The organism is Frondihabitans sp. 4ASC-45, assembly GCF_049472575.1.
GTDB lineage: Bacteria > Actinomycetota > Actinomycetes > Actinomycetales > Microbacteriaceae > Frondihabitans.
The window spans coordinates 21,877-42,849 of the sequence record NZ_JBCEBN010000012.1; the positions used below are offsets into that span (position 1 = coordinate 21,877).

The following is a 20,973-nucleotide window of genomic DNA, read 5'->3' on the forward strand; positions in this document are numbered from 1 at the left end:
TGCGGGTCGGCGTCAGGCGGGGGATTTCAGGTCTGGCAGTGGGGGCACCAGTACGTCTCGCGCAGCTCCAGCTCGGATTCGCCGAGCTCGCCCCGCTTGATCTTCGTTCCGCACCGGAGGCACGGCTTGCCGGCTCGGCCGTAGACCCAGTCGGTCGTGCCGCGGAGGGTGCCGGTCGTGGTGCGCTCCACCCGGTCTTTGTTGGCCTGGATCAGCCGATGCGCGAGGTCGACCATCTTGGGTAGCTGCGGCACCTCGCCGACCGGCCGGGTGGGAAGCACGCCCCGCAAGAAGCAGAGCTCGTTGCGATAGACGTTGCCGACGCCGGCGAGGACGCGCTGGTCGAGCAGGGCGAGTCCGATCTCGCGGGCGGGGTCGCGTTCGATGTTGGCGAGGGCGATCTCGGCGTTCCAGTCGGGGCCGAGCAGATCGGGGCCGAGGTAGGCGACGACGCTGTCGTCGTCGTCGCGGGGAACGAGCTCGACGATTCCGAGGTCGAAGCCCACAGCGACCCACTCCTCCGTCTCGAGCACGACTCGGGCCTGGTACGCGGGGCGGCGCCACTTGGTGCCGTGCCGGTACACGTGCCAGGATCCTTCCATCTTGAGGTGAGTGTGCAAGGTCACGTCGCCGATGTGGTGCAGCAGGTGCTTGCCGCGGCTGATGACGTCGTCGACGATCTCGCCGGCGAGGTCGATCGTGGCGAACTCGGGCACCCGGAAGTCGGATTTCGTGAGCCGTTGCCCGCGCAATACTGCGTCGAGGTTCTTGGCGGCGCGGTAGACGGTGTCGCCCTCAGGCACGGTGGGCTCCGGTCGGGGTGGCCGGCGCGGTCGGCGTCGGGGAGCTGGCGAGCGAAGCGACGCGATTCGGCCATGACGACGTGGCGCGCCGGGTCAGATTGGCCGATCCGCGTCGGATTGCGGGGCCCGTCACGGCCGCGGGGCCCATCTCGGCCGCGGGGCCCGTCACTACTGCAGGGCCCGTCACGACCGCAGCGCCCATCACGACCGCAACCGCACGCCGCTCGGGGTCGGCGCGAACCCGGCCTCCCGCAGCGCGTCGCCGAACCGGCTGCCGAGAACGAACTCCCCGTCGACCCGCTCGACCGCGAGCTTGCCGAGCCTCGCCCGGACGACACCGGCCAGCGACGCAGCGGCCACGGCGAGATCGCGCTCGGTCGGAACGCCGAAGGTCAGCACGGTCTTGCCGCCGCGCTCGACGTAGACGACGAGCCGCCCGTCGACGAGAACGACGAGCGCCCCGGCTTTGCGACCGGGCCGGTGGCCCCGGGGCGCGCCCTCGGCCGCGTCGTCGGGTGCGGTCGGCCACGGCAGTGCGGCGCCGTACGGGTTGGCGGGGTCGGTCGCGGCCAGGGTGACGACGGGAACGGCGTCGCCTCGACCCGCGGAGGCGAGTGCCTCCGAGCCTTCGCGGTCGTCGTCGCGAACGAACGCGCGAAGACGGTCGACAGTGGGGCCGGTGGCGAATTGCGCGGCACCGAGGCCCTCGACGAAGTACCCGCGACGCGCCCGGCCGGTCTCTTCGAACGTCGAGAGGACTTTGTAGACCGTCGAGAAGCCGCCGCGCACACCCTCGTTCATCACAGCGCCACGGGTGACCACTCCGTGTCGTTCGAGCAGCATCTCGGCCTGAGCGGCGGCGCGGACGGTGGCGTCGGGTTCGGCGAGGGGCAGCAACGACCAGCGCCCACCCACGGTCGGAGGCCCGGCCTGGCGCGGCATCGCCGAGCGCGGCACCCGTCCGCGATAGGAGGCGCGGGAGCGAGTGGTCGGCGTCCGGGTGCGCGGCGCCTTGCCGCTGACCTGGGTGCGCAGCGGCGCGAAGGTGTCGTTGGTGATCTGGCCCTGCCAGACGAGATCCCAGATGGCGGTGACGAGGTCGGTGTCGAGCAGGGGTGATGATGCGGTGGCACCCACCGAGTCGCTCAGCTGCCGGAAGAAGTAGGCGCCACCCCCGGCCAGTGCGCTGAGGATCTCGCGTTGCAGCTCGGTGGTCTCGTCGCCGGAGGGCTCCGCCAGCGTGACCTGGGCCCCGTCGGCGAGGTGGAGGCTGACCCAGCCGTCGTTGCCGGCCAGCGAACCAGCACCCGACCAGATGACCTCGCCCGTCGCCGTCAGCTCGTCGAGCATGCCGGTCGAGTAGTCGGTGACCCGCGAGGGCAGAATGAGCGTCTCCCACGACGAGGCCGGAAGTGCGACGCCGCTGAGCTGGTCGATCACCTGGACGACCCCGTCGATGCCGCGCAGCCCTGACCCTTTGACGCCGGTGGCGACGTGCTGCCACGCGGGCAGGAAGCGGCCGAGCGTGTCGTGCGACACCGGCTCGACCTCGTGGCGCAGCGCAGCCAGCGAACGACTGCGGAGGCGGCGCAGCACCTCGGCGTCGCACCACTCGCTGCCCTGACGGTCGGGCCGGAACTCGCCCTCCATCACCCGACGCTGAGTGCCGAGGCGTCGGAGTGTCTCGAGCACCACGGCCGTGCCGAGCCCCAGTCGCTGCGCCACCTCGACGGGCCCGAACGGCGCGTGCGTCCGCGCGAATCGGCCGACGAGGTCGCCGAGCGGGTCGTCGACGGGTTCGACGAATGCCGAGGGCACGCCGATAGGCAGGTTCACGCCGAGCGCATCGCGCAGGCGACTGGCGTCTTCGATGCCTGCCCAGCGCTCCACGCCCGCGTGGGTAAAGCGCAGGATCCGAGACGACCGCACCAGCTCACCCAACGCCGTGTCGAGCTCGCGTCGCGCCGCATCGAGTGCGTCGGGTGCGGCGGCCGCGCCCTCGGCCAGCCAGCTCCGCTCCACGATCTCGTCGGTGGCGAGTGGCCCCAGCAGCCGCAGCAGGTCGACGACGCCCTCGATGTCGCGGGCGCGCCGCTCGGGCACGAGCTTCTGTAGCTCTCGCTCGTGCTGGTCGATGACGTCGGCGTCGAGCAGCTCGCGGAGTTCGGCCCGGCCGAGAAGCTCGGCCAGCAGCGATGAGTCGAGCGAGAGGGCTGCGGCTCGCCGTTCGGCGAGGGGCGAGTCGCCCTCGTAGAGGAACGCCGCGACGTAGCCGAAGAGGAGCGACCGGGCGAAGGGAGACGGCATCTGCGTCTCTGCCTCAACGACTCGGATCTCTCGCCGGGCGAGGGCATCGGTGAGACTCATCAACGCCGGGAGGTCGTAGACGTCTTGCAGCACCTCGCGGACCGCCTCGAGCACGATCGGAAACTGCGGGTATTTGCGGGCGACGTCGAGCAGCTGCGACGCCCGCTGGCGCTGCTGCCAGAGCGGGGAGCGGCGACCCGGGTTGTAGCGGGGGAGCAGGAGAGCTCGCGCTGCGCACTCGCGGAAGCGCGACGAGAACAGGGCGGAGCCGCCGACCTCCTCGGTGACGATGGCGTCGAGGTCGTCGCGTTCGAACGTGAAGAGGTCTGCTCCGGGAGGCTCGGCGTCGGTGTCGGGGATGCGCACCACGATGCCGTCGTCAGCCGCCATCGCGGAGCCGTCGATGCCGAGCTGGTCGCGGATTCGTGCGCTCACCGCCAGTGCCCACGGTGCGTGAACGCGCATGCCGTAGGGCGAGTGGAGGATGAGCCTCCAGTCGCCCAGTTCGTCGCGGAACCGCTCGACCACGAGCGTGGTATCGGTCGGCACGTGCCCCGCGACGTCGCGCTGTTCGGTGAGGAAGGCGAGGAGGTTCTTCGCGGCGCGTTCGTCGAGCCCGCCAGCGACCACGCGCGCCGTCGCGTCGGCGAGGCTCGAATTGGAGAGCTCACGTGTGTAGGCGCCGATCGCGCGGCCGAGCTCGGCCGGACGCCCGATTCCGTCGCCCTTCCAGAAGGGGACGCGGCCCGGCTGGCCGTAGGCGGGAGACACCAGCACCCGGTCGTGGGTGATGTCTTCGATGCGCCAGCTGGTCGCACCGAGAGCGAAGACGTCGCCGACCCGGGATTCGTAGACCATCTCTTCGTCGAGCTCGCCGACGCGGGCGGCCTTCTCGCCCACCATGAAGACGCCGAAGAGGCCGCGGTCGGGAATGGTGCCGCCGCTCGTGACGGCGAGGCGCTGCGCGCCGGGGCGCCCGGAAAGCGTGCCGTGCACGCGATCCCAGACGATGCGGGGGCGCAGCTCGGCGAATTCGTCGGACGGGTATTTGCCGCTCAGCAGGTCGAGGGTCGCGTCGTAGGCCGACCGCGGCAGGTTCGCGAAGGGCGCGCTGCGGCGGACCGTGTCGTACCACTCGTCGGCGTCGATCTCGTCGAGGGCCACCGCGGCCACGGTCTGCTGGGCGAGCACGTCGAGGGGGTTCGCCGGCATCTGGAGCTCTTCGATCAGCCCGGAGACCATGCGCTCGGCGGCGACGGCCGAGTGGATGAGGTCGGCGCGGTGCTTGGGGAACAGCACGCCGCGCGATACCTCGCCGACCTGGTGGCCGGCGCGGCCGACCCGCTGCAGCCCGCTCGCGACCGAGGGCGGAGACTCGACCTGCACCACGAGGTCGACGGCGCCCATGTCGATACCGAGCTCAAGCGAGCTCGTCGCGACGACGCATCGCAGACGACCACTCTTGAGGTCGTCTTCGATCAGGGCGCGCTGGTCTTTGCTGACGGAGCCGTGGTGTGCTCGGGCGAGGAGGGGCTCGGCTCCCGTCGTCTGGCCGGAGCCGCCCATGATTTGAGCCGGCACAGCTTGGGCGGGCACAGCTTGTGCGGGAGAGGAGCCTGCGGGGGCGGGTGTGAGCGGGGTCGGGCGGGATCCTGCGCCCTCGATCGTCTGGGATGTCTGCGTGTGCGAACCGACCTCGACGAGCTCGGTCTCGGCCTGCTCGCCGGCCTCGGCTGCCTCGCCGAAGGTGCGCTCGACGTAGATGTCGTTGAGGCGGGCGGTCAGGCGCTCGGCGAGGCGGCGGGAGTTGGCGAAGACGATCGTCGACCGGTGCTCGAGGATGAGGTCGACGATGCCCTCTTCGACGTGGGGCCAGATCGACCCCTGGGGTGCTGCGCCCGCTGCAGAGCCCTCGAGCGGAGTGGCCGTGCCGAGCTCGGTCATGTCGTCGACCGGCACGACGACCCGCAGGTCGAACTTCTTCTCGGACGGGGGAGCCACGATCGTGACCGGGCTCGAGCCACCCAGGAACCTGGCGACCTCTTCGGGTGGGCGGACTGTCGCCGAGAGCCCGATCCGTTGCGCCGGTTTGTCGAGCAGGGCGTCGAGACGTTCGAGGGAGACGGCGAGGTGGGAGCCCCGCTTGGTGGAGGCGACCGCGTGGACCTCGTCGATGATGACCGTCTCGACGCCCTTGAGGTTTTCGCGGGCGGCCGACGTGAGCATGAGGTAGAGCGATTCGGGCGTCGTGATGAGGATGTCGGGGGGTGTGCGCTGGAGCAGCCGACGATCGGACGACGTGGTGTCGCCGGACCGCACGCCGACCGTGATCTCGGGGGCCTCGGTGCCGAGGCGGCGTGCAGTCTGCGTGACGCCGACCAGCGGAGAGCGGAGGTTGCGCTCGACGTCGACGCCAAGCGCCTTGAGGGGGGAGATGTAGAGGACCCTCGTGCGGTGCTGCTTCTCTTCGGGCGGCGGAGACGACGCCAGCTTGTCGATCGACCAGAGAAAACTCGCGAGGGTCTTGCCGGAGCCGGTGGGCGCGATGACGAGTGCGTTCTGCCCGCCCGAGATGGCCTCCCACGCCCCCTCCTGGGCGTGCGTCGGACGCGCGAACGCCCCGCGGAACCACGTGGCGGTGGCGGGCGAGAAGCGGTCGAGGACGTCTGTCATGGTCAGGCCATCCTGCCCCCACCCACTGACATCGGGCTCGTTCACTCTCGGAGTCGGCGGGTATTGTCGAGAGTGGGCGGGCGCTGCAGCACCCGCCCACTCCTCAGAACACCCGCCCCCTCGAAACCTCCGCCGGCCCGAGGGCTACCGTGAACGCATGCCCACACTCCTGCAGCTCGACTCGTCCGCCGACCTCACGACGTCGCGCTCGCGTGCCCTCACGGCGACCTTCGCCGACGCCTGGACCGCCCTCGGCGAAGATCACGTGGTCGTCCACCGCGATCTGCACCGCGAGCCGCTGCCGCACCTGGCCGACGCCGACCTGCACTTTCCGAAGGCGCTCCGCCCGGCGGGATCGCACGTCGATCCTGCGGCCGAGTCGCTCCAGGCCGGGGTCATCGCCGAGCTGCTCGCCGCCGACGTCGTCGTGATCGGCGTACCCCTCTACAACTACTCGATGCCCTCCACCCTCAAGGCGTGGGTCGACCACATCCACGTGCCGACCGTCACGGCGCCGTTCGGCGACGACCCGACCCAGCCGATGAAGGGCAAGACGGTCGTGCTCATGTCGACGCGGGGTGGCGCCTACGACGCGGGCACTCCGAGCGAATACGACGACCACGCGGTTCCGGCGCTCTCGATCGTGCTCGGCGCGGCCCTCGGCATGACGGTGGAGACGATCGTCGCCACGCGCACGCTGACCGGGCGGTTCGGGGGCCCGAGCGGCGAGGTCGAGAAGCAGGACGCCGAGCTGGCGGCGGGGCACGAGCGGGCCGTGGCCGCGGCCAAGCGGCTGGGCTGAGGCGGGTCGCGCAGGATCCTGCGGTCCGCGTTCCCGATGTCGGTCGCGGCCCGTAGTGTGACCGACATGGAACAGCGCACACTCGGACGAACCGGCCGCGACGTCAGCGTCGTCGGCCTCGGCACCTGGCAGCTCGGCGGCGACTGGGGCGACGTGCCCGAGAGCGATGCGTTCGCGGTGCTCGACGCGTCGAGCGAGGCGGGCGTGACCTTCTTCGACACAGCCGACGTCTATGGCGACGGCCGCAGCGAACAGACGATCGCCAAGTGGCGGCGCAGCAACGAAGACGCCCCGCTCACCATCGCCACCAAGATGGGGCGGCGCGAAGCGCAGGAGGCCGCGAACTACAACCGCACGAACTTCATCGCCTGGGTCGACCGGTCACGCCGCAACCTGGGCATGGACACCCTCGATCTCGTCCAGCTGCACTGCCCGCCGACCCCCGTCTTTTCCAGCGACGCCGTCTACGACGCCCTCGACGAGCTGGTCGAGCGGCAGATGATCGCGGCCTACGGCGTCAGCGTTGAAGAGACCGAGCAGGCGCTCAAAGCGATCGAGAGGCCGCACCTCGCCACGGTGCAGATCATCCTGAACGCGTTCCGGCTCAAGCCGCTTGACGAGGTGCTGCCGGCGGCCGTCGAATCCGGCGTCGGCATCATCGCCCGAGTGCCTCTCGCCAGTGGTCTGCTGAGCGGCAAATACACCGCCGAGACGCAATTCGCGCCGAACGACCACCGTTCGTTCAACCGGCACGGCGAGGCGTTCGACCAGGGCGAGACCTTCTCCGGTGTCGACTTCGAGACCGGCGTCGAGGCCGCGCTCGCGTTCGCCGAATTCGTGCCCGAGGGCGTCACCACCGCGCAGGCGGCCCTCAAATGGATCATCGAGCAGCCCGGCGTCACCACCGTGATTCCCGGGGCCCGCAACGTCGAGCAGGCGCGCTCCAACGCCGAAGCCGGTCAGGTCTTCGACCTCGGCGAAGAGTTCCACGATCGCGCCGAGCGGCTCTACGACCGGTACTTCCGGGCGGCCGTGCACCACCGCTGGTGAGCGAGGCGCCCTCCAAGTCGGGTGAGGCGGGCGGCGGGCCGGATCCTTCGTCGGGTCTCGCCGGCTACCGCGAACTGCTCGGGCCCGTCGACCGCCGCGCGCTGTTCGTCGCCGGGGTGGTCGCGCGTGTGCCCCTCGCGATCGTCGGCTACAGCGTGCTGTTCTTCGTGCAGGCGTATTCCGGTTCGTTCGCCGCAGCGGGGTTCGCGTCCGGGCTCGCGATAGCGGCGATGGCCGTCGTCAGCCCGCTCTTCGGGCGGATCGCCGATCGGCGCGGTCAGCGCGGGGCACTCATCGTGGCTGCGGTCGCGCACCCCGTGATGGTGGCGCTCCTCATCTGCCTCGGCGTCTGGCGGGCGCCCACCGCACTCGTCTGCGTCGTCGTGGTGTGCGTCGGCGGGTCCATCGCGCCGGTCGGCGCCTTCATGCGGGCGCGCTGGTCGGGGCAGCTCGGCGCCACCCCGCTCCTGCAGGTCGCGTTCTCGCTCGAGGCCATCGCCGATGAGCTCGTCTGGGTCTTCGGCCCCGCTCTCGCCGCCCTCGTCGCCGGCACCATCAGCCCGTCGGCCGGGCTCGTGTTGTCAGCTCTGTTCGGAACGGCCGGCGCGATCTGGCTGCTGCGCGGTGCCGACGTGGCCGTGATCCCGCCTCCTGCGAGTGGCCCTCGGCACGCCTTCCGCCCCTGGCGTTCGCGCCGTCTCGTCGGCGTTCTGCTTGCCAACGCCGCCGTCGGCGTCATCTTCGGCGTCAACGACGTCACGGTCGTCTCGTGGACGACGAGCATCGGGGCACCCCAGATCGCCGGGTTGGTGCTCACCGCCTACTCGATCGGCAGCGTCACCGGCGGCTTCTTGATGGGGCTGGTTCCGGGCAGGATCCCGGCCTACCGCCTCTTCGTCGTCTCGTCGCTCGCGCTCGGGGTCTTCTGGGGTGCGCTCTCGCTTGCACCGAACCCCTACTGGCTGTTTCCCATCGGCCTGTTCGCCGGTGCCACCATCACGCCGTTCACCATCTCGACCAATCGGGTGGTGCACGACGCGGTGTCTCCGACGGTCTTCACCGAGGCGCTGGCGTGGGTGTCGGCGTTCGTCGTCGGGGCCATGGCCTTCGGGTCGTTCATCGGCGGGGTGGTCGACGAAGCCGGGCCGCCCGACGCCGGTTTCGGGGTCGTTGCAGCCCTGTCGCCGCTACCGGTCGTGGTGGCGCTTGTTGCAGGTGTCCGCTGGCACCGGCGGCGCCGGGTCGAGGGGCTGCCGGTAGGCGGATCCTGAGTTGTCAGACCTCACAATCGACCACCGAATCCGCTCACAAGTGGTCGATTTTGAGGTCTCGCGAGTCGGATCCGGTGTGTGAGGCGGCAGCCGTGGCGGCGTGGGGCTCGGCCGGGTTGCGCGGGGCGCCCCTCTCCTGGGAGTGTTCCTCTGATGACCGATTCAGCGATGCAGCAGCCCATTCTCGTGATCATGGGGGTCTCCGGCTCCGGTAAGTCGACGGTCGCCGAGGCGCTGTCCACAAAGCTCGGCTGGGACTTCGCCGAGGGCGACGCGATGCACCCGCAGTCGAACGTCGACAAGATGGCGGCCGGCATCCCCCTCGACGACGACGATCGGTGGCCGTGGCTCGAGAAGGTCGCGGCGTGGATCCGCGGGCACACCGAACACGGTCGCCCGGGCATCGTCACCTGCTCGGCGCTCAAGCACGCCTATCGCGACGTGCTGCGGGGGCCCGACGTGGTCTTCGTTCACCTGCGGGGCGAGGCCGAGCTGATCGGTGAGCGCATCTCGCATCGCACCGGCCACTTCATGCCGTCGACCCTGCTCGCCTCGCAGCTCGCAACCCTCGAACCCCTCGGCGACGACGAGCGGCACATTATCGTCGACGCGGGCCGCGAGCCGTCGGTCGAGGTGGCCGACATCATCCGCAAGCTCGGTCTCTCGCCCGTCGCGCAGGGGTAGTCCCCCACGCCTTCGATCCCTTCAGGTGCGGGGGAGTTATCTGTCTCCATGGCACAGAAATGGATCGTCTCGACCTTCGGCTCTCTCGACGGCCTCGAGCTCATCGTCGTCGACCCGCCCGCACCGAAAGCGGACGAGGTCACCATCCAGGTCAAGGCCGTGGGTATGAACCCCGTCGACGTCAAGACGATTCTGACCGCCGAGGATCCCGGTTCGCTCATGACGCCCCTCGGCTACGAAGTCGCGGGAATCATCACCGCCGCCGGGGCCGACGCACCGTTCGCACCGGGTGACGAGGTCATCGCGTTTCGGGTGACCGGCGGGTATGCCTCCGAGCTCACGGTGCCCGCAAAAGACGTCTTCGCCAAGCCCGAGTCGCTCGGCTGGCCGGAGGCCGCGAACCTGCTGCTCGCCGGGGCGACCGCCGCCGAGATGCTGCACGTCACCGGCGCGAAGGCGGGCGAGTCGATCCTCGTGCACGGGGCGTCGGGAGCCGTCGGCGTGAGCGTGCTGCAGCAGGCGGCACTCTGGGGCATCCGCTGCATCGGCACGGCGTCCGAGCGCACTTTCGGTGTCGTCGAAGAGTTCGGCGCGACCGGCGTCGTCTACGGCGACGGGCTCGAGGAGCGCGTTCGGTCGCTCGCCCCCGACGGCATCGCCGCCGCACTCGACTGCGTCGGCACCGACGAGGCGATCGACGTCTCGCTCGCACTGGTCGAGGATCGCGGGCGCATCGTCAGCATCGCGGCGTTCGGGCGGGCAGAGCGCGACGGCTACCGCGTCATCGGCGGAGCGATGCCCGAGAGTGCGCGGTATCGCGACGAGATCCGGTCGTCGCTGGTGGCCCTCGCTGGCAAGGGCGACCTCGTGGTGCCGGTCGCGAAGACGTTCCCGTTCGCCGAGGCGCCGGCCGCGTTGGAGCTGCTCGCGACGGGTCACCCGGGCGGCAAGCTCGCGCTCGTCCCCTAGGGCGCCTGCCGCGGGCGCGTGGGCCTGACCGCGATACGTCGTGCGGACTCGCAGACGTGCCGCGGCGCGTTGGCTTGACCGCACTACGTCGTGCGGCGGGCCGGGCTCAGTAGCTACATCGTGAAGTCGGCGCTGATCGACGCGATCACGTCGATGTCGGAGGGCTTCAGTTCGAACGAGCCGCCTTCGTAATCGACCGCCCTCACGATGCGAGCCGACTGCACCTGCCAGCGGCCGCCGGATTCTGAGAGGCCGGGCCGTAGTCCTTCCTCGTAGACGGCCTCGAGTGACGGACCCGCCATGCCGAGCGCGGCGGCGTAGTCGCCCGCTTTCGTGATGGCGTCTTGCACGGCGGCGATCCTCACCTCACGGTCGAGCTCGGCGCGTAACGCGACGGTGAGGGCCCAATCGATGCCATCAATGCTGACCCCTTCGTATTCGCCGAGGCTCCCTACCCACTCGGCAAGGGCGGTGAAGTCGCTGAACGTCACATCGATGCTCGAGCGAGAGCGATAGCTGACCACCGTTGAGATGGTGGTATCGCTGTTCTTGACGAACTCGCGGAGGGTGTCGACGACGACGCGGTCGGAGCTCCACCAGGTGGCGGCGCCCGAAAGCTGGTGCTCTTTCGCCTCCGAGACCACCGCGTTATGGGTCTCGATGGCGCGAGAGCGAGCGGTCATGCGGTCCGCCGAGGTGAAACTGATGCTGACATGAACGGTGCCGCGCTCGGCGGGATGGCTGCGGGTGGCATTTCCGGCTACGACAAATGTGCTCATGGGGTCATCCTGCCCCTCACAATCCAGATGTGACCCGATGCGGCGGGCCGGCCAACGCCCCGGTCAGGCGGGGTGCACCTCGGCGAGGAACGCGTTCACGTCGCCGAGCTCCTCCTGCGAAATGCCGTGCGTGAGGCCCGGGTACACCGAGAGCGTCGCACCCGGCACGTTCGTCTGGAGCCACTGCTCAGTGCGCTCCACGGCATCAGCCGGAATGATCGGGTCGGCATCGCCCCGACCGTAGAAGACCCGAGGATCCGAGGCGGCCACCGCTGCATCGACCGCCGTATCGGCGCCGGGCACCACGAACCCCGCCAGCACCACCGCGAAGTCGAAGAAGCCGGGGCGGCGGCGGAGAAGCTGCAGCGAGAGCGAGCCGCCCTGCGAGAAGCCGAGGAGACCGACCGTCGGATGCGCGTCGGCCAACGAGTCGACGTAGGCCAGCACGGCGTCGGCAGCGGCATCGACCGGTGCCGGGTCGGGTGCGCCCGGCAGCGACAGCGGGTACCACGACCAGGCACCACCGGCCGGGCCCTGGGGCCACGGGAGCGGCGCGCGCAGGGAGGCGTAGACGAATTCGGGCGAAAGGTGCGGTGCAAGGCCGATCAGGTCGCCCTCGTGTGAGCCGACTCCGTGCAGCAGCAGCACGAGCGGCTTGCCGCGGCGCTCCTCTTCGGGAAGGGACCACTGAACGGCGGAGGGATCGATCGAGACCATTGCTCCAGCGTAGTGACGCCCCGCTACCCTGGTGCGATCGGTCGTGCCTCGCGCCGCCATCCTCGGCTTCGGCAGCGCGCAGCCGAACCGCAACACGAAGGGGTACTAGCCCCGAATAGCCAGGCCCTACCGGTAAGAATGGCGCATGGCTTCCGTTCAGACTCCCGACCCCAACTCCGGCTGGCTCTCCGAGGAGGAGCTGTTCCAGATCCGGCAGCGCCTCCCGATCCTGTACGTCGAGGCGGTGCCCGTGCGCATCGACGGGCAGGGGGTCGTCACCGAGGTGGGCGTGCTGCTGCGTGCCGACAGTGAGGGCACGATGACGCGGATGCTCGTCTCCGGGCGCGTCATGTACGGCGAGTCGCTCCGCACGGCGCTGTTCCGCCACCTCGAGAAAGACCTCGGGCCGATGGCTTTTCCGCAGCTCCCGCCGTCGCCGGTGCCGTTCTCCGTCGCCGAGTACTTCCCGTTCCCGGGGGCCTCGGTCTACACCGACGAGCGCCAGCACGCCGTGTCGCTCGCCTACGTCGTGCCGGTCACCGGCACCTGCGAACCGCGCCAGGACGCCCTCGAGATCACCTGGATGAGCCCCCAGACCGCCGCGAGTGCCGAGGTCGCGGCCGAGATGGAGGGTGGACGCGGTGCTCTGCTGCGGACTGCGCTCGCGTCGGTCGGTGCGCTGACGTAGCTCGCACTTCGGCGGCGTGCGCCCGCTCGGGCCGGGTCTCTGAGTCGGCGGGCGTTTTCGAGAGTGGGSGGGTGCTGCAGCACCCGCCGACTCTCAACAACACCCGCCGACCGKGCTGGAGCACCCGCCGACTCTCAACAACACCCGCCGACCGGCGGGGAGCGCCCGCCGACTCTCAACAACACCCGCCGACCGGCGGGGAACACCCTCCCACACGCCGAAACGCACCGCCGCGCGGCTTTAGGATGGACGACATGCCCGCCGGCGACGCCTTCTTCATCACCACGCCCATCTTCTACGTCAACGACGTGCCCCACATCGGGCACGCCTACACCGAGGTCGCGACCGACGTGCTCGCTCGGTGGCACCGCCAGCGCGGTGACGACGCCTGGCTGCTCACCGGCACCGACGAGCACGGCCAGAAGATTCTGCGCACGGCGACGAGCCACGACGTCTCGCCGAAAGAGTGGGCCGACAAGCTCGTCGAGGAGGCATGGATCCCGCTCCTCGAGACGGTCAACATCGCCAACGACGACTTCATCCGGACCACCGACCAGCGGCACGAGACCGGTGTGCAGACCTTCCTGCAGAAGCTCTACGACGACGGCTTCATCTACCAGGGCGAGTTCGAGGGCTTCTACTGCGTCGGCTGCGAGGAGTACAAGCAGGCGTCCGACCTGGTCGACGGCACCGGTCCGTTCGAGGGCCAGCAGGTCTGCGCCATCCACTCGAAGCCCGTCGAGCTGCTGAAGGAGAGCAACTACTTCTTCCGCATGAGCGACTTCGAGAAGCCGCTGCTCGATCTGTACGAGTCGCAGGCCGACTTCATTCAGCCCGAGAGCGTCCGCAACGAGATCGTCCAGTTCGTCAAGCAGGGTCTCCGCGACCTCTCGATCTCGCGGGCCTCGTTCGACTGGGGCATCAAGGTGCCGTGGGACGACAAGCACGTCGTCTACGTCTGGTTCGACGCCCTGCTCAACTACGTCACCGCCGTCGGCTACGGCGTGCCCGATCAGCAGGCCGAGTTCGACCGCCGCTGGCCCGCCACGCACATCGTCGGCAAAGACATCGCGCGTTTCCACGCCGTCATCTGGCCCGCCATGCTGATGGCCGCTGGTCTGCCCGTGCCGAAGCATGTCTTCGGCCACGGCTGGCTCCTGGTCGGCGGCGAGAAGATGTCGAAGTCGAAGCTGACGGGTATCGCGCCGCAGCAGATCACGGAGACCTTCGGCGTCGACGCGTTCCGCTACTACTTCATGCGTGCCATCACGTTCGGCAACGACGGCAACTTCTCGTGGGAAGACATCTCGGCGCGCTACCAGGCCGAGCTCGCCAACGGATTCGGCAACCTCGCGTCACGCATCATCGCCATGATCACCCGCTACTTCGACGGCACCGTGCCCGTCGCCGGCGACCTCGACGCGGCCGACCTCGCCATCCGCGAGACCGAGGTGCGCGTGACCGCCGCCGCGGACGCGGCGATCGAGCGGTTCGCGATCCACGAGGCCCTCGGTTCCATCTGGGAGCTCGTCGATGCCCTCAACGGCTACATCACCGAGCAGGAGCCCTGGGCTCTCGCGAAAGACGAAGCCAAGCGCGATCGTCTCGCGACGGTGCTGAACACGGCGCTTCGGGGTCTCGGCACGCTGACCGTGCTGCTCAGCCCCTTCATCCCGGATGCCACGCGCAAGCTGTGGGCGTCGATCGGCCAGGGTGAGCTGACGAGCCAGAACGTCGACCGCGCTCCGGAGTGGTCGTCGGCACCGAACGTTCAGCCGCTTCCTTCGACGCTGTTCCCGCGCATCGAGCAGCCGGAGCCGGCCACAGCGTGACTGACGCAGAATCCGGCGACGGAGCGACGATGCCCCCGTCTCACGACCAGAACGCCGGCGCGACCCACATCCGCAAGCGCAGTGACGAATCGGGCGGCCAGAAGCGCGATCTGAGCTACCCGCCGTTGCCGCAGCCCCTCACGGTTCCGGTCTACGACAATCACACCCACCTCGAGATCGAAGACGGCGAAGAGGGCCTCGACTACCGCGAGCACCTCGACCGGGCGTCGAGCGTCGGCATCCGCGGAGTGGTGCAGGTCGGCAACGACGTGGCGACATCGCGCTGGTCGGCCGAGATCGCGAGCCGTGAACCGCGCGTGCTGGCGGCGGTCGCGTTGCACCCCAACGAGGCGCCGAAGCTCGCCGCCGCCGGAGAACTCCACGAGGCGCTGGCCGTGATCGACGAACTCGCCGCCAGGCCCCGCGTGCGTGCCGTCGGCGAGACCGGCCTCGACTGGTTCCGGCTTCCCGACGACGACACCCGCGACTCCGCTCGTGCCGCGCAGCTCGAGTCGTTCGAAGCGCACATCGAGATCGCCAAGAAGCACAATCTCGCCCTGCAGATCCACGACCGCGACGCCCACGACGACGTCGTCGCAACGCTCAAGCGCGTCGGCGCCCCCGAGCGCACGGTCTTCCACTGCTTCTCGGGCGGCCCCGAGTTGGCCACCGTCTGCGCTGAGAACGGCTGGTACATGTCGTTCGCCGGCACGGTCACGTTCAAGAACGCGCAGGCCCTCCGCGACGCTCTCATCCAGGCCCCGCGCAGTCTCATCATGGTCGAGACCGACGCGCCCTTCCTCACGCCGAGCCCGTTCCGCGGCCGCCCGAACTCGCCGTACCTGATCCCGCACACCCTGCGTTCGATGGCCGAGACCCTCGGCACCGACGTCGGCATGCTCGCCGCGCAGATCACGTCGACCACCGAGCTGGTCTACGGCACGTGGGAGTCCGACCCCATCCGGATCGAGGCCTGACGTGGCATCCAGCACGCTTCTCGGGCCCGCCGAAATCCGCGACCTCGCCGACCTCCTCGGTATCCAGCCGACGAAGAAGCTCGGCCAGAACTTCGTCCACGACGGCAACACCGTGCGGCGGATCGTGGGGGCTGCCAAGGTCGCACGCGAGACTCGTGTGGTCGAGATCGGGCCGGGTCTCGGATCCTTGACTCTCGGTCTGCTCGAAGCCGGTGCCTCGGTCACCGCGGTCGAGATCGACAAGCGGCTGGCCGAACAGCTGCCCGAGACCGTGCGCCTGCTGCAGCCCGACGCCGACCTGACCGTGGTCGTCGCCGACGCGATGAAGGTCACCGAGCTGCCGTCCGAGCCGACGCACCTCGTCGCGAACCTGCCCTACAACATCTCTGTTCCGGTGCTCTTGCACTTCCTCGAGCACTTCCCGTCGCTGACGCGAGGGCTCGTGATGGTCCAGGCCGAGGTGGGGCTCCGTCTCGCGGCCTCGCCCGGGTCGAAGGTCTACGGCTCGCCGAGCATCAAGGCGGCCTGGTACGGCATCTGGTCGACGGCGGGTCAGGTCAGCCGCCAGGTCTTCTGGCCGGTGCCGAACGTCGACAGCATTCTGGTCGCCTACGACCAGCGCGAACCGAAGGGCACCGAGGTCGAGCGTGCCGCCACGTTCGAGCTCGTCGACGCCGCGTTCCAGCAGCGCCGCAAGATGCTCCGCCAGTCGCTGTCGGTCGTGTTCGGCTCGTCGGCGGAGGCATCCGACGCGATCGAGCGCGCGGGCCTGGCGGCGACCGGTCGCGGCGAAGAGCTCACGGTCGACGACTTCCTGGCCATCGCCCGAGTGCGGCTGGCTGACCGGGCCGAGTAGTCGTGTCTCCGAAGCGGAGGCGACGGCCCGAGGTGGCGGGGAGCGCACCGAGCGGGTCGAGTGCAGCCACGAGCCCGGCGACGCGCCGAGCGGCGGCCGGCCCCACGGATGCCAAGCTCGCCGCGAGATCGGGCCGAGGCGTGGCCGAGTGGTTCGAGATCCTCGACGCCGAAGACGCCACGCGTCTCTCGCACGCGCAGATCGTCGACCTGCTCGTCGAGGTCTACGAGGCGCCCGACTGGGGTGCCGAGTCGGTGGCCGTCCGGTATCAGCAGGCGCACGGCATCGCGCTGCCCGGTCAGCAGCCCGACGGGACCTTCGCGGTGGCGGCGAGCCGCAGCATCCGGGGTACCCAGACCGATCTCCTCGACAGCGCGATCGCCGAGGCCGCGACGATCGGCGGTGCCGCGCCAGCCGAGGTGCATCGCCAACCCGAGCGCTCCGTCGCCGTGTGGCTGCTCGAGAGCGGCGACCGGCTCGAGGCTCGTGTGGGCGCGTCTCGCGAGGGGCGGTGCGCGGTCACGATCGAAGAATCAAGGATCCGGCTGCCCGAACGCGTGCCCGAGCTGCGTCGTCGCCTCGAGCATGCCATCGAGCGCGTCGCCGCTCGGCCTCCGGTCTGAGAGGCGAACCGACGCAAATCGGCCATACCGACGCGGCGAACCGCGTCGATATGGCCGATCCTTGTTACTTCGAGGCCGGTGCCTTCTTCGACGCCGTGAAGTGCGCCGCGATGCGGCTGCTCGACAGCGCGCGCGGGTAGAGCGACACGTCGTCAACGGTGCCGGTAAGGTACGGCTTCGCGATCGTCGATCGATCGCCGGCAACTCGCCAGTAGCCCCAGCGCGACGGGAGCGAGATGGCAGCCGTCCTCGAGGCGACGACCTTGCCGTCGACGAACAGCTGTGCCGACTTCGTCGTGGCCGTCAGCGCCAACTGGTGCCACATGCCGTCGGCGATGCTTCTCCTGCCGAGCAAGTCGCCGGTGGTCGACGATCGAAGGTCGAAGCCCGGAAGGCCCTTCGAGCTCACGTAGAGCATCCGGTCGGTCGCTCCCGAGGTCCGGCCGATCGAGTCTCCGAAGACGACCACGGTGCCACCCTTGCCCTTGGGTACCTTGACCCACGCTTCGATGGTCTGGGCTCCCGCTGTCGTGGTCGACGGCTCCGCGGTGCCGGCGTACGTTGACGTCGCGCCGGTGAACTGGGTCGCGGTTGTGCGGTCGGCACTGGAGCCCGCGGCCCGGGGGACGGGCTTTCCGAAGACGGTCAACGGAGCGAGTCCCGTCTCGTCGCGGACGGTGCTTCCGCTCGCCTGCCCGAACCGCCAGAACGACGTGGGTTTGTCGGCGAGGACCGACGCGGCGTACGCCGGTGGCGCAGAGGAGGCGATGGTCACCGAGACGCGGTCGCCGAGCGCGGCGTTGCCGTACGGGTCGATGGCCCGAATCCGGTACGAGTAGGTGGCACCGGGGGTGAGTCCCGTGTCGGTGAACGACAACCGGGGTCGGTACCAGACGCTCGAGTCCGCTTTGACCTGGTAGAGGGGAGCGTCGTTGAGGCTGTCGCGGTAGAGCTGGTAGGTCAGCGTCGAGTTGTCGGGGTCGGCGTTCGACTTCCAGCTCACCGTGGCCGTTCCCGGAACCGTCGACGTGACGGTGGGCAAGAACCCGGCGCCGTTCGACACGGGGCCGGTCGACTGAGCTGCGGAGGCCGGTGCGGCGAACCGCGCGAGACCCTGCTGGGGGCGTCCGTTGACGGCCGTGAACTCCCCGCCGTACAGCACGTACTTCGACGTCGCGGCGACGCTCCAGGCCGCCTGCTGCTTGCCGGTGAAGGTCCCAGGGGTGAGCTCGGGGTACCAGTTGAGCAGGCTCGGCGAAGGGCGGCCGGTGAAAGCGGCGTTCGGCCCGGATCCTCGGTCATTGAGCTTCTGGGTCGCGGCGAGCGTGAACGCGAGAGCGCGGCGGTGGGTCACCGGCTTGGTCTCGCGGAATCCGCCCACGGAGTCGCAGTTGTGAGCGTGCCCGGCGGTGTACACGATCGAGCCCGAGACGGCCGCGGAGTACACGTCTCCCCGGCAGGTCTCGAGCCATCGCACAGCCCCGGTCGACCAGTCGGCTCGGAACGCCCCCTCGAAGTTTCCGCTGGTTCCGAAGCGGAACGCGGTGCCGATGACACCGGTCGACGTGGCCGTCAGGCTCGTGATGGCCGAGTTCGCCCCGGCGTTGCGGACAACGCGGTCGACCGCCCAGCGCGTGGTCTTACCGGTGGTGCGGACGAGCGAGGCGAGGCCATAGCCGTAGGTCGACGAGCCGTTCACCGACGTGAAGGCTCCGCCGAGCACGACCCGTGTTCCGCGCGGCGCGATTGCGATCGACGTCACGTCGCCGCCCTTGAGCTTGGGGGCCCACGAGGTGAGAGCGCCCTTGCTCGACGACACGGCGGCGACCTTCACTCGAGACCGGCCGTCCATCGTCGTGAAGGCTCCGCCGGCATAGACCGTCGACCCGTAGACGGCGATGGCGCTGACCTGCTTGTTCGCGGAAGCGCGGAACGACGACACGACGTTGCCCGAAGCGGGCGAGATCGCGGCAATCCGGTTCCTCGTCGTGCCGTTCACCGTCGTGAAGTCACCGCCGATGTAGAGACGCTTCTTGTCGGCGGACGGCACGATCGTCTTGACCTGGCCGTTCAGCACGGGCGCGAACTTCGCGATCAGAGCGCCCGTCCGGATGTCATACGCCAGGATCGACGAGCGCTTGACCGTCGACCGGCCGGGCAGAGCGCCGTCTGGTCGCGCGGTCGAGAACTTGCCGCCGACGAAGACGGTGTTGCCCACGACGGTCTGGGTCCAGACGACGCCGTTGATCTGAGGCGTCGGAAGAGACACCGCCGAGACGGTGGCCGGAGTCTTCGGGTTGGTCGGGGCGGTGGGTGCGGAGTCCGCGAGCGCGGCATCGGCGACGACCAGGCTTCCCGCGACGAGCGCGAGAACGGTTGCCGATGCGGCGGCGAGTCTCCTGTTTCGGGACAGGAACAAAGGGGTGCTTTCAGTGCGTGGTACTGGATCAGCGTCTTGGCACCAGTTCGCCTGGGGGAGGGCAAACCGGTCGGGTAGCGGTTGACGCGGAGGTGGCTCGGGTAGCCGTGTCGGGCCGTGGCAACGACACTCCCGAGATTACTTCGAATTGTCGAGAAACGCGATGGGCAGTTTCGGGGCCGGTCAGAAATCGGTGAGGTTGCCGCGCAGACCGGAGGTACCGAACGAGGAGCGCAGGATCCTGCGCTTCCGCAGCTCGGGCACAAGCCGGTCGAGCACGCGGTGCACCGTGACCGGGTGCAGGTCGCCGTTGAAGATGAAGCCGTCGTTGTCGGCGTCGTCGCCGAGCCGTTCGATGAAGTCGGCGACCTGCTCGACCGTGCCGACGAACCCGGATCCGTCGCTGATCCGGCCCTTGCGGTATTTCGCCACGAAGAGCTCGCGCAACGGAGTGGCCGGGTCGGCGCCGCCCACGAGTCCGCCGATGCTGCCCGTCGACACGTGCTGACCGAAGACCGCCGGGTCGAGCGGCCTGTCGAGGTCGAGCCCCGTGAGGTCGGTCTCGGTGATGATCGACTGCCGTTCGATGACCTCGTGCAGATCGGCATCGCTCGGGTGGGCCGAGGCGGCCACGATCCGGTCGACCTCCTCCTCGCTCGCGACGATCTCGGGGGTCAGAACGAAAAGGATCCGAATGGCGGTCGCCTTCCGCCCCTCGGCCTCGGCCGCTCGGTGGATCTTCGCCCGATATGCCCGGACGGTCTCCACGTCGAGCTTGGCGAGTGCGAGCTGCACGTCGCTGTTGCGCCCGGCGAACTCCAGGCCGCGACCCGAGCCGCCCGGGGAGACAATGACCGGGTCGCCGTCTCCGCCGCCGGCCGCCGGGTCGAACGGGGGAGCGTTAAGCGGGCCGTCGAGGGAGAAGTACTCGCCGCGGTGCTCGAACGCGTCGAGCTTCGATCCGTCGGCGTAGCGCCAGGTGTCGGTGTCTTCGACGATCGCCCCGTCGGCCCAGCTGTGCCAGAGCTGCCGGACCACGTGCATCCACTCCTCGGCACGGTCGTAGGACTGATCGTGTGCCAGCTCGGGGATTCCGAAGTGGCGGCTGCCCTTGACGTCGGTCACCACGTTGAGGCCTACGCGGTAGTCGCTGAGGTGCTGCAGAGTCGCGAACTGGCGTGCGGCGAGGTAGGGCGGGAAGACGCCGGCGTTGATCGTCGGGGCGACGCCGAGGTGCTCGGTCGCGGCGAAGAGGTACGGCGTGAGCTGGAGCGGATCGAGCTTCGGGGCGCCGAGGGCGCCGCGCACGCGAAGGTCGAGCTGCTCACGGGGGCCGGGGGAGAGGCTGTCTTCGATGATCAGCAGGTCGAGGCCGGCGCGCTCCAATTCGCGCGCCGACTGCTGATAGAGGTCGGGGCGATCCCAGCGGAGGTTCCAGTGCCAGTCGGGCCGGAGCCAGCCCTGCGGGCCGAAGCCTCGGCCGAAGAACCATCCGAAGTGCTGCATCCGTGCCATTGCTCCAG

General features: G+C 69.6%; 16 protein-coding genes. 10 read left to right on the forward strand and 6 right to left on the reverse strand.

What is annotated here, in order from left to right; all coding sequences use genetic code 11:
• Positions 1-26 precede the first annotated feature (26 nt).
• Both VH571_RS15440 and VH571_RS15445 read right to left on the reverse strand, forming a co-directional pair.
• The gene (locus VH571_RS15440; RefSeq protein ID WP_423265300.1) at positions 27-803 is read right to left on the reverse strand and encodes a DNA-formamidopyrimidine glycosylase family protein; all 777 of its coding nucleotides are present in this window, start codon (positions 801-803) and stop codon (positions 27-29) included.
• 201 nt (positions 804-1,004) lie between these two features.
• Positions 1,005-5,783, reverse strand: a complete 4,779-nt coding sequence (locus VH571_RS15445) for an Lhr family ATP-dependent helicase (protein ID WP_423265302.1) — start codon at positions 5,781-5,783, stop codon at positions 1,005-1,007.
• Positions 5,784-5,940: 157 nt separating this feature from the next.
• Between VH571_RS15445 and VH571_RS15450 the strand changes: the two genes are divergently transcribed.
• The 5 genes from VH571_RS15450 (at position 5,941) to VH571_RS15470 (ending at position 10,559) form a co-directional block, all read left to right on the forward strand.
• Complete coding sequence (locus VH571_RS15450; protein WP_423265303.1) at positions 5,941-6,585, forward strand: FMN-dependent NADH-azoreductase; 645 nt, start codon at positions 5,941-5,943, stop codon at positions 6,583-6,585.
• A gap of 66 nt (positions 6,586-6,651) precedes the next feature.
• Positions 6,652-7,635, forward strand: coding sequence for an aldo/keto reductase (locus VH571_RS15455; RefSeq protein ID WP_423265304.1), 984 nt, complete (start codon positions 6,652-6,654; stop codon positions 7,633-7,635).
• Positions 7,632-8,906, forward strand: coding sequence for an MFS transporter (locus tag VH571_RS15460; protein WP_423265305.1), 1,275 nt, complete (start codon positions 7,632-7,634; stop codon positions 8,904-8,906). Before VH571_RS15455 ends, VH571_RS15460 begins: the two co-directional genes overlap by 4 nt.
• A 153-nt stretch (positions 8,907-9,059) precedes the next feature.
• A complete protein-coding gene (locus VH571_RS15465) occupies positions 9,060-9,590 on the forward strand; it encodes a gluconokinase (RefSeq protein ID WP_423265307.1) in 531 nt (176 codons plus the stop codon).
• Between the two features lie 48 nt (positions 9,591-9,638).
• Positions 9,639-10,559: a quinone oxidoreductase family protein gene (locus tag VH571_RS15470; RefSeq protein ID WP_423265309.1), complete on the forward strand. Its 921-nt coding sequence runs from the start codon at positions 9,639-9,641 to the stop codon at positions 10,557-10,559.
• A gap of 113 nt (positions 10,560-10,672) precedes the next feature.
• On the opposite strand, the gene VH571_RS15475 is transcribed toward VH571_RS15470, so the two are convergent.
• Together VH571_RS15475 and VH571_RS15480 are read right to left on the reverse strand one after the other, a co-directional pair.
• Positions 10,673-11,338, reverse strand: a complete 666-nt coding sequence (locus VH571_RS15475) for an SIMPL domain-containing protein (RefSeq protein WP_423265311.1) — start codon at positions 11,336-11,338, stop codon at positions 10,673-10,675.
• A gap of 63 nt (positions 11,339-11,401) precedes the next feature.
• Positions 11,402-12,055, reverse strand: coding sequence for an alpha/beta hydrolase (locus VH571_RS15480; RefSeq protein WP_055964759.1), 654 nt, complete (start codon positions 12,053-12,055; stop codon positions 11,402-11,404).
• 145 nt (positions 12,056-12,200) lie between these two features.
• On the opposite strand from VH571_RS15480, the gene VH571_RS15485 reads away from it, so the two are divergent.
• The 5 genes from VH571_RS15485 (at position 12,201) to VH571_RS15505 (ending at position 17,031) form a co-directional block, all read left to right on the forward strand.
• Positions 12,201-12,743: an NUDIX hydrolase family protein gene (locus VH571_RS15485; RefSeq protein WP_055964762.1), complete on the forward strand. Its 543-nt coding sequence runs from the start codon at positions 12,201-12,203 to the stop codon at positions 12,741-12,743.
• A gap of 254 nt (positions 12,744-12,997) precedes the next feature.
• Positions 12,998-14,575 (forward strand): methionine--tRNA ligase, encoded by a 1,578-nt coding sequence (gene metG / locus VH571_RS15490; protein ID WP_055964069.1) that lies wholly within the window; start codon positions 12,998-13,000, stop codon positions 14,573-14,575.
• A gap of 29 nt (positions 14,576-14,604) precedes the next feature.
• Positions 14,605-15,552 carry a TatD family hydrolase gene (locus VH571_RS15495; protein ID WP_423265313.1) on the forward strand — a complete coding sequence of 316 codons (948 nt, stop codon included), beginning with the start codon at positions 14,605-14,607 and terminating at the stop codon, positions 15,550-15,552.
• A 1-nt stretch (position 15,553) separates the two neighbouring features.
• Positions 15,554-16,408, forward strand: coding sequence for a 16S rRNA (adenine(1518)-N(6)/adenine(1519)-N(6))-dimethyltransferase RsmA (gene rsmA / locus VH571_RS15500; RefSeq protein WP_423265314.1), 855 nt, complete (start codon positions 15,554-15,556; stop codon positions 16,406-16,408).
• A 140-nt stretch (positions 16,409-16,548) separates the two neighbouring features.
• Complete coding sequence (locus VH571_RS15505; RefSeq protein ID WP_423265315.1) at positions 16,549-17,031, forward strand: hypothetical protein; 483 nt, start codon at positions 16,549-16,551, stop codon at positions 17,029-17,031.
• Between the two features lie 64 nt (positions 17,032-17,095).
• Here the strand turns inward: VH571_RS15505 and VH571_RS15510 are convergent, their stop codons facing one another.
• Together VH571_RS15510 and VH571_RS15515 are read right to left on the reverse strand one after the other, a co-directional pair.
• A complete protein-coding gene (locus VH571_RS15510; RefSeq protein WP_423265316.1) occupies positions 17,096-19,450 on the reverse strand; it encodes a LamG-like jellyroll fold domain-containing protein in 2,355 nt (784 codons plus the stop codon).
• 183 nt (positions 19,451-19,633) lie between these two features.
• The gene (locus VH571_RS15515; RefSeq protein WP_423265317.1) at positions 19,634-20,965 is read right to left on the reverse strand and encodes an LLM class flavin-dependent oxidoreductase; all 1,332 of its coding nucleotides are present in this window, start codon (positions 20,963-20,965) and stop codon (positions 19,634-19,636) included.
• Between the last annotated feature and the right edge of the window lie 8 nt (positions 20,966-20,973).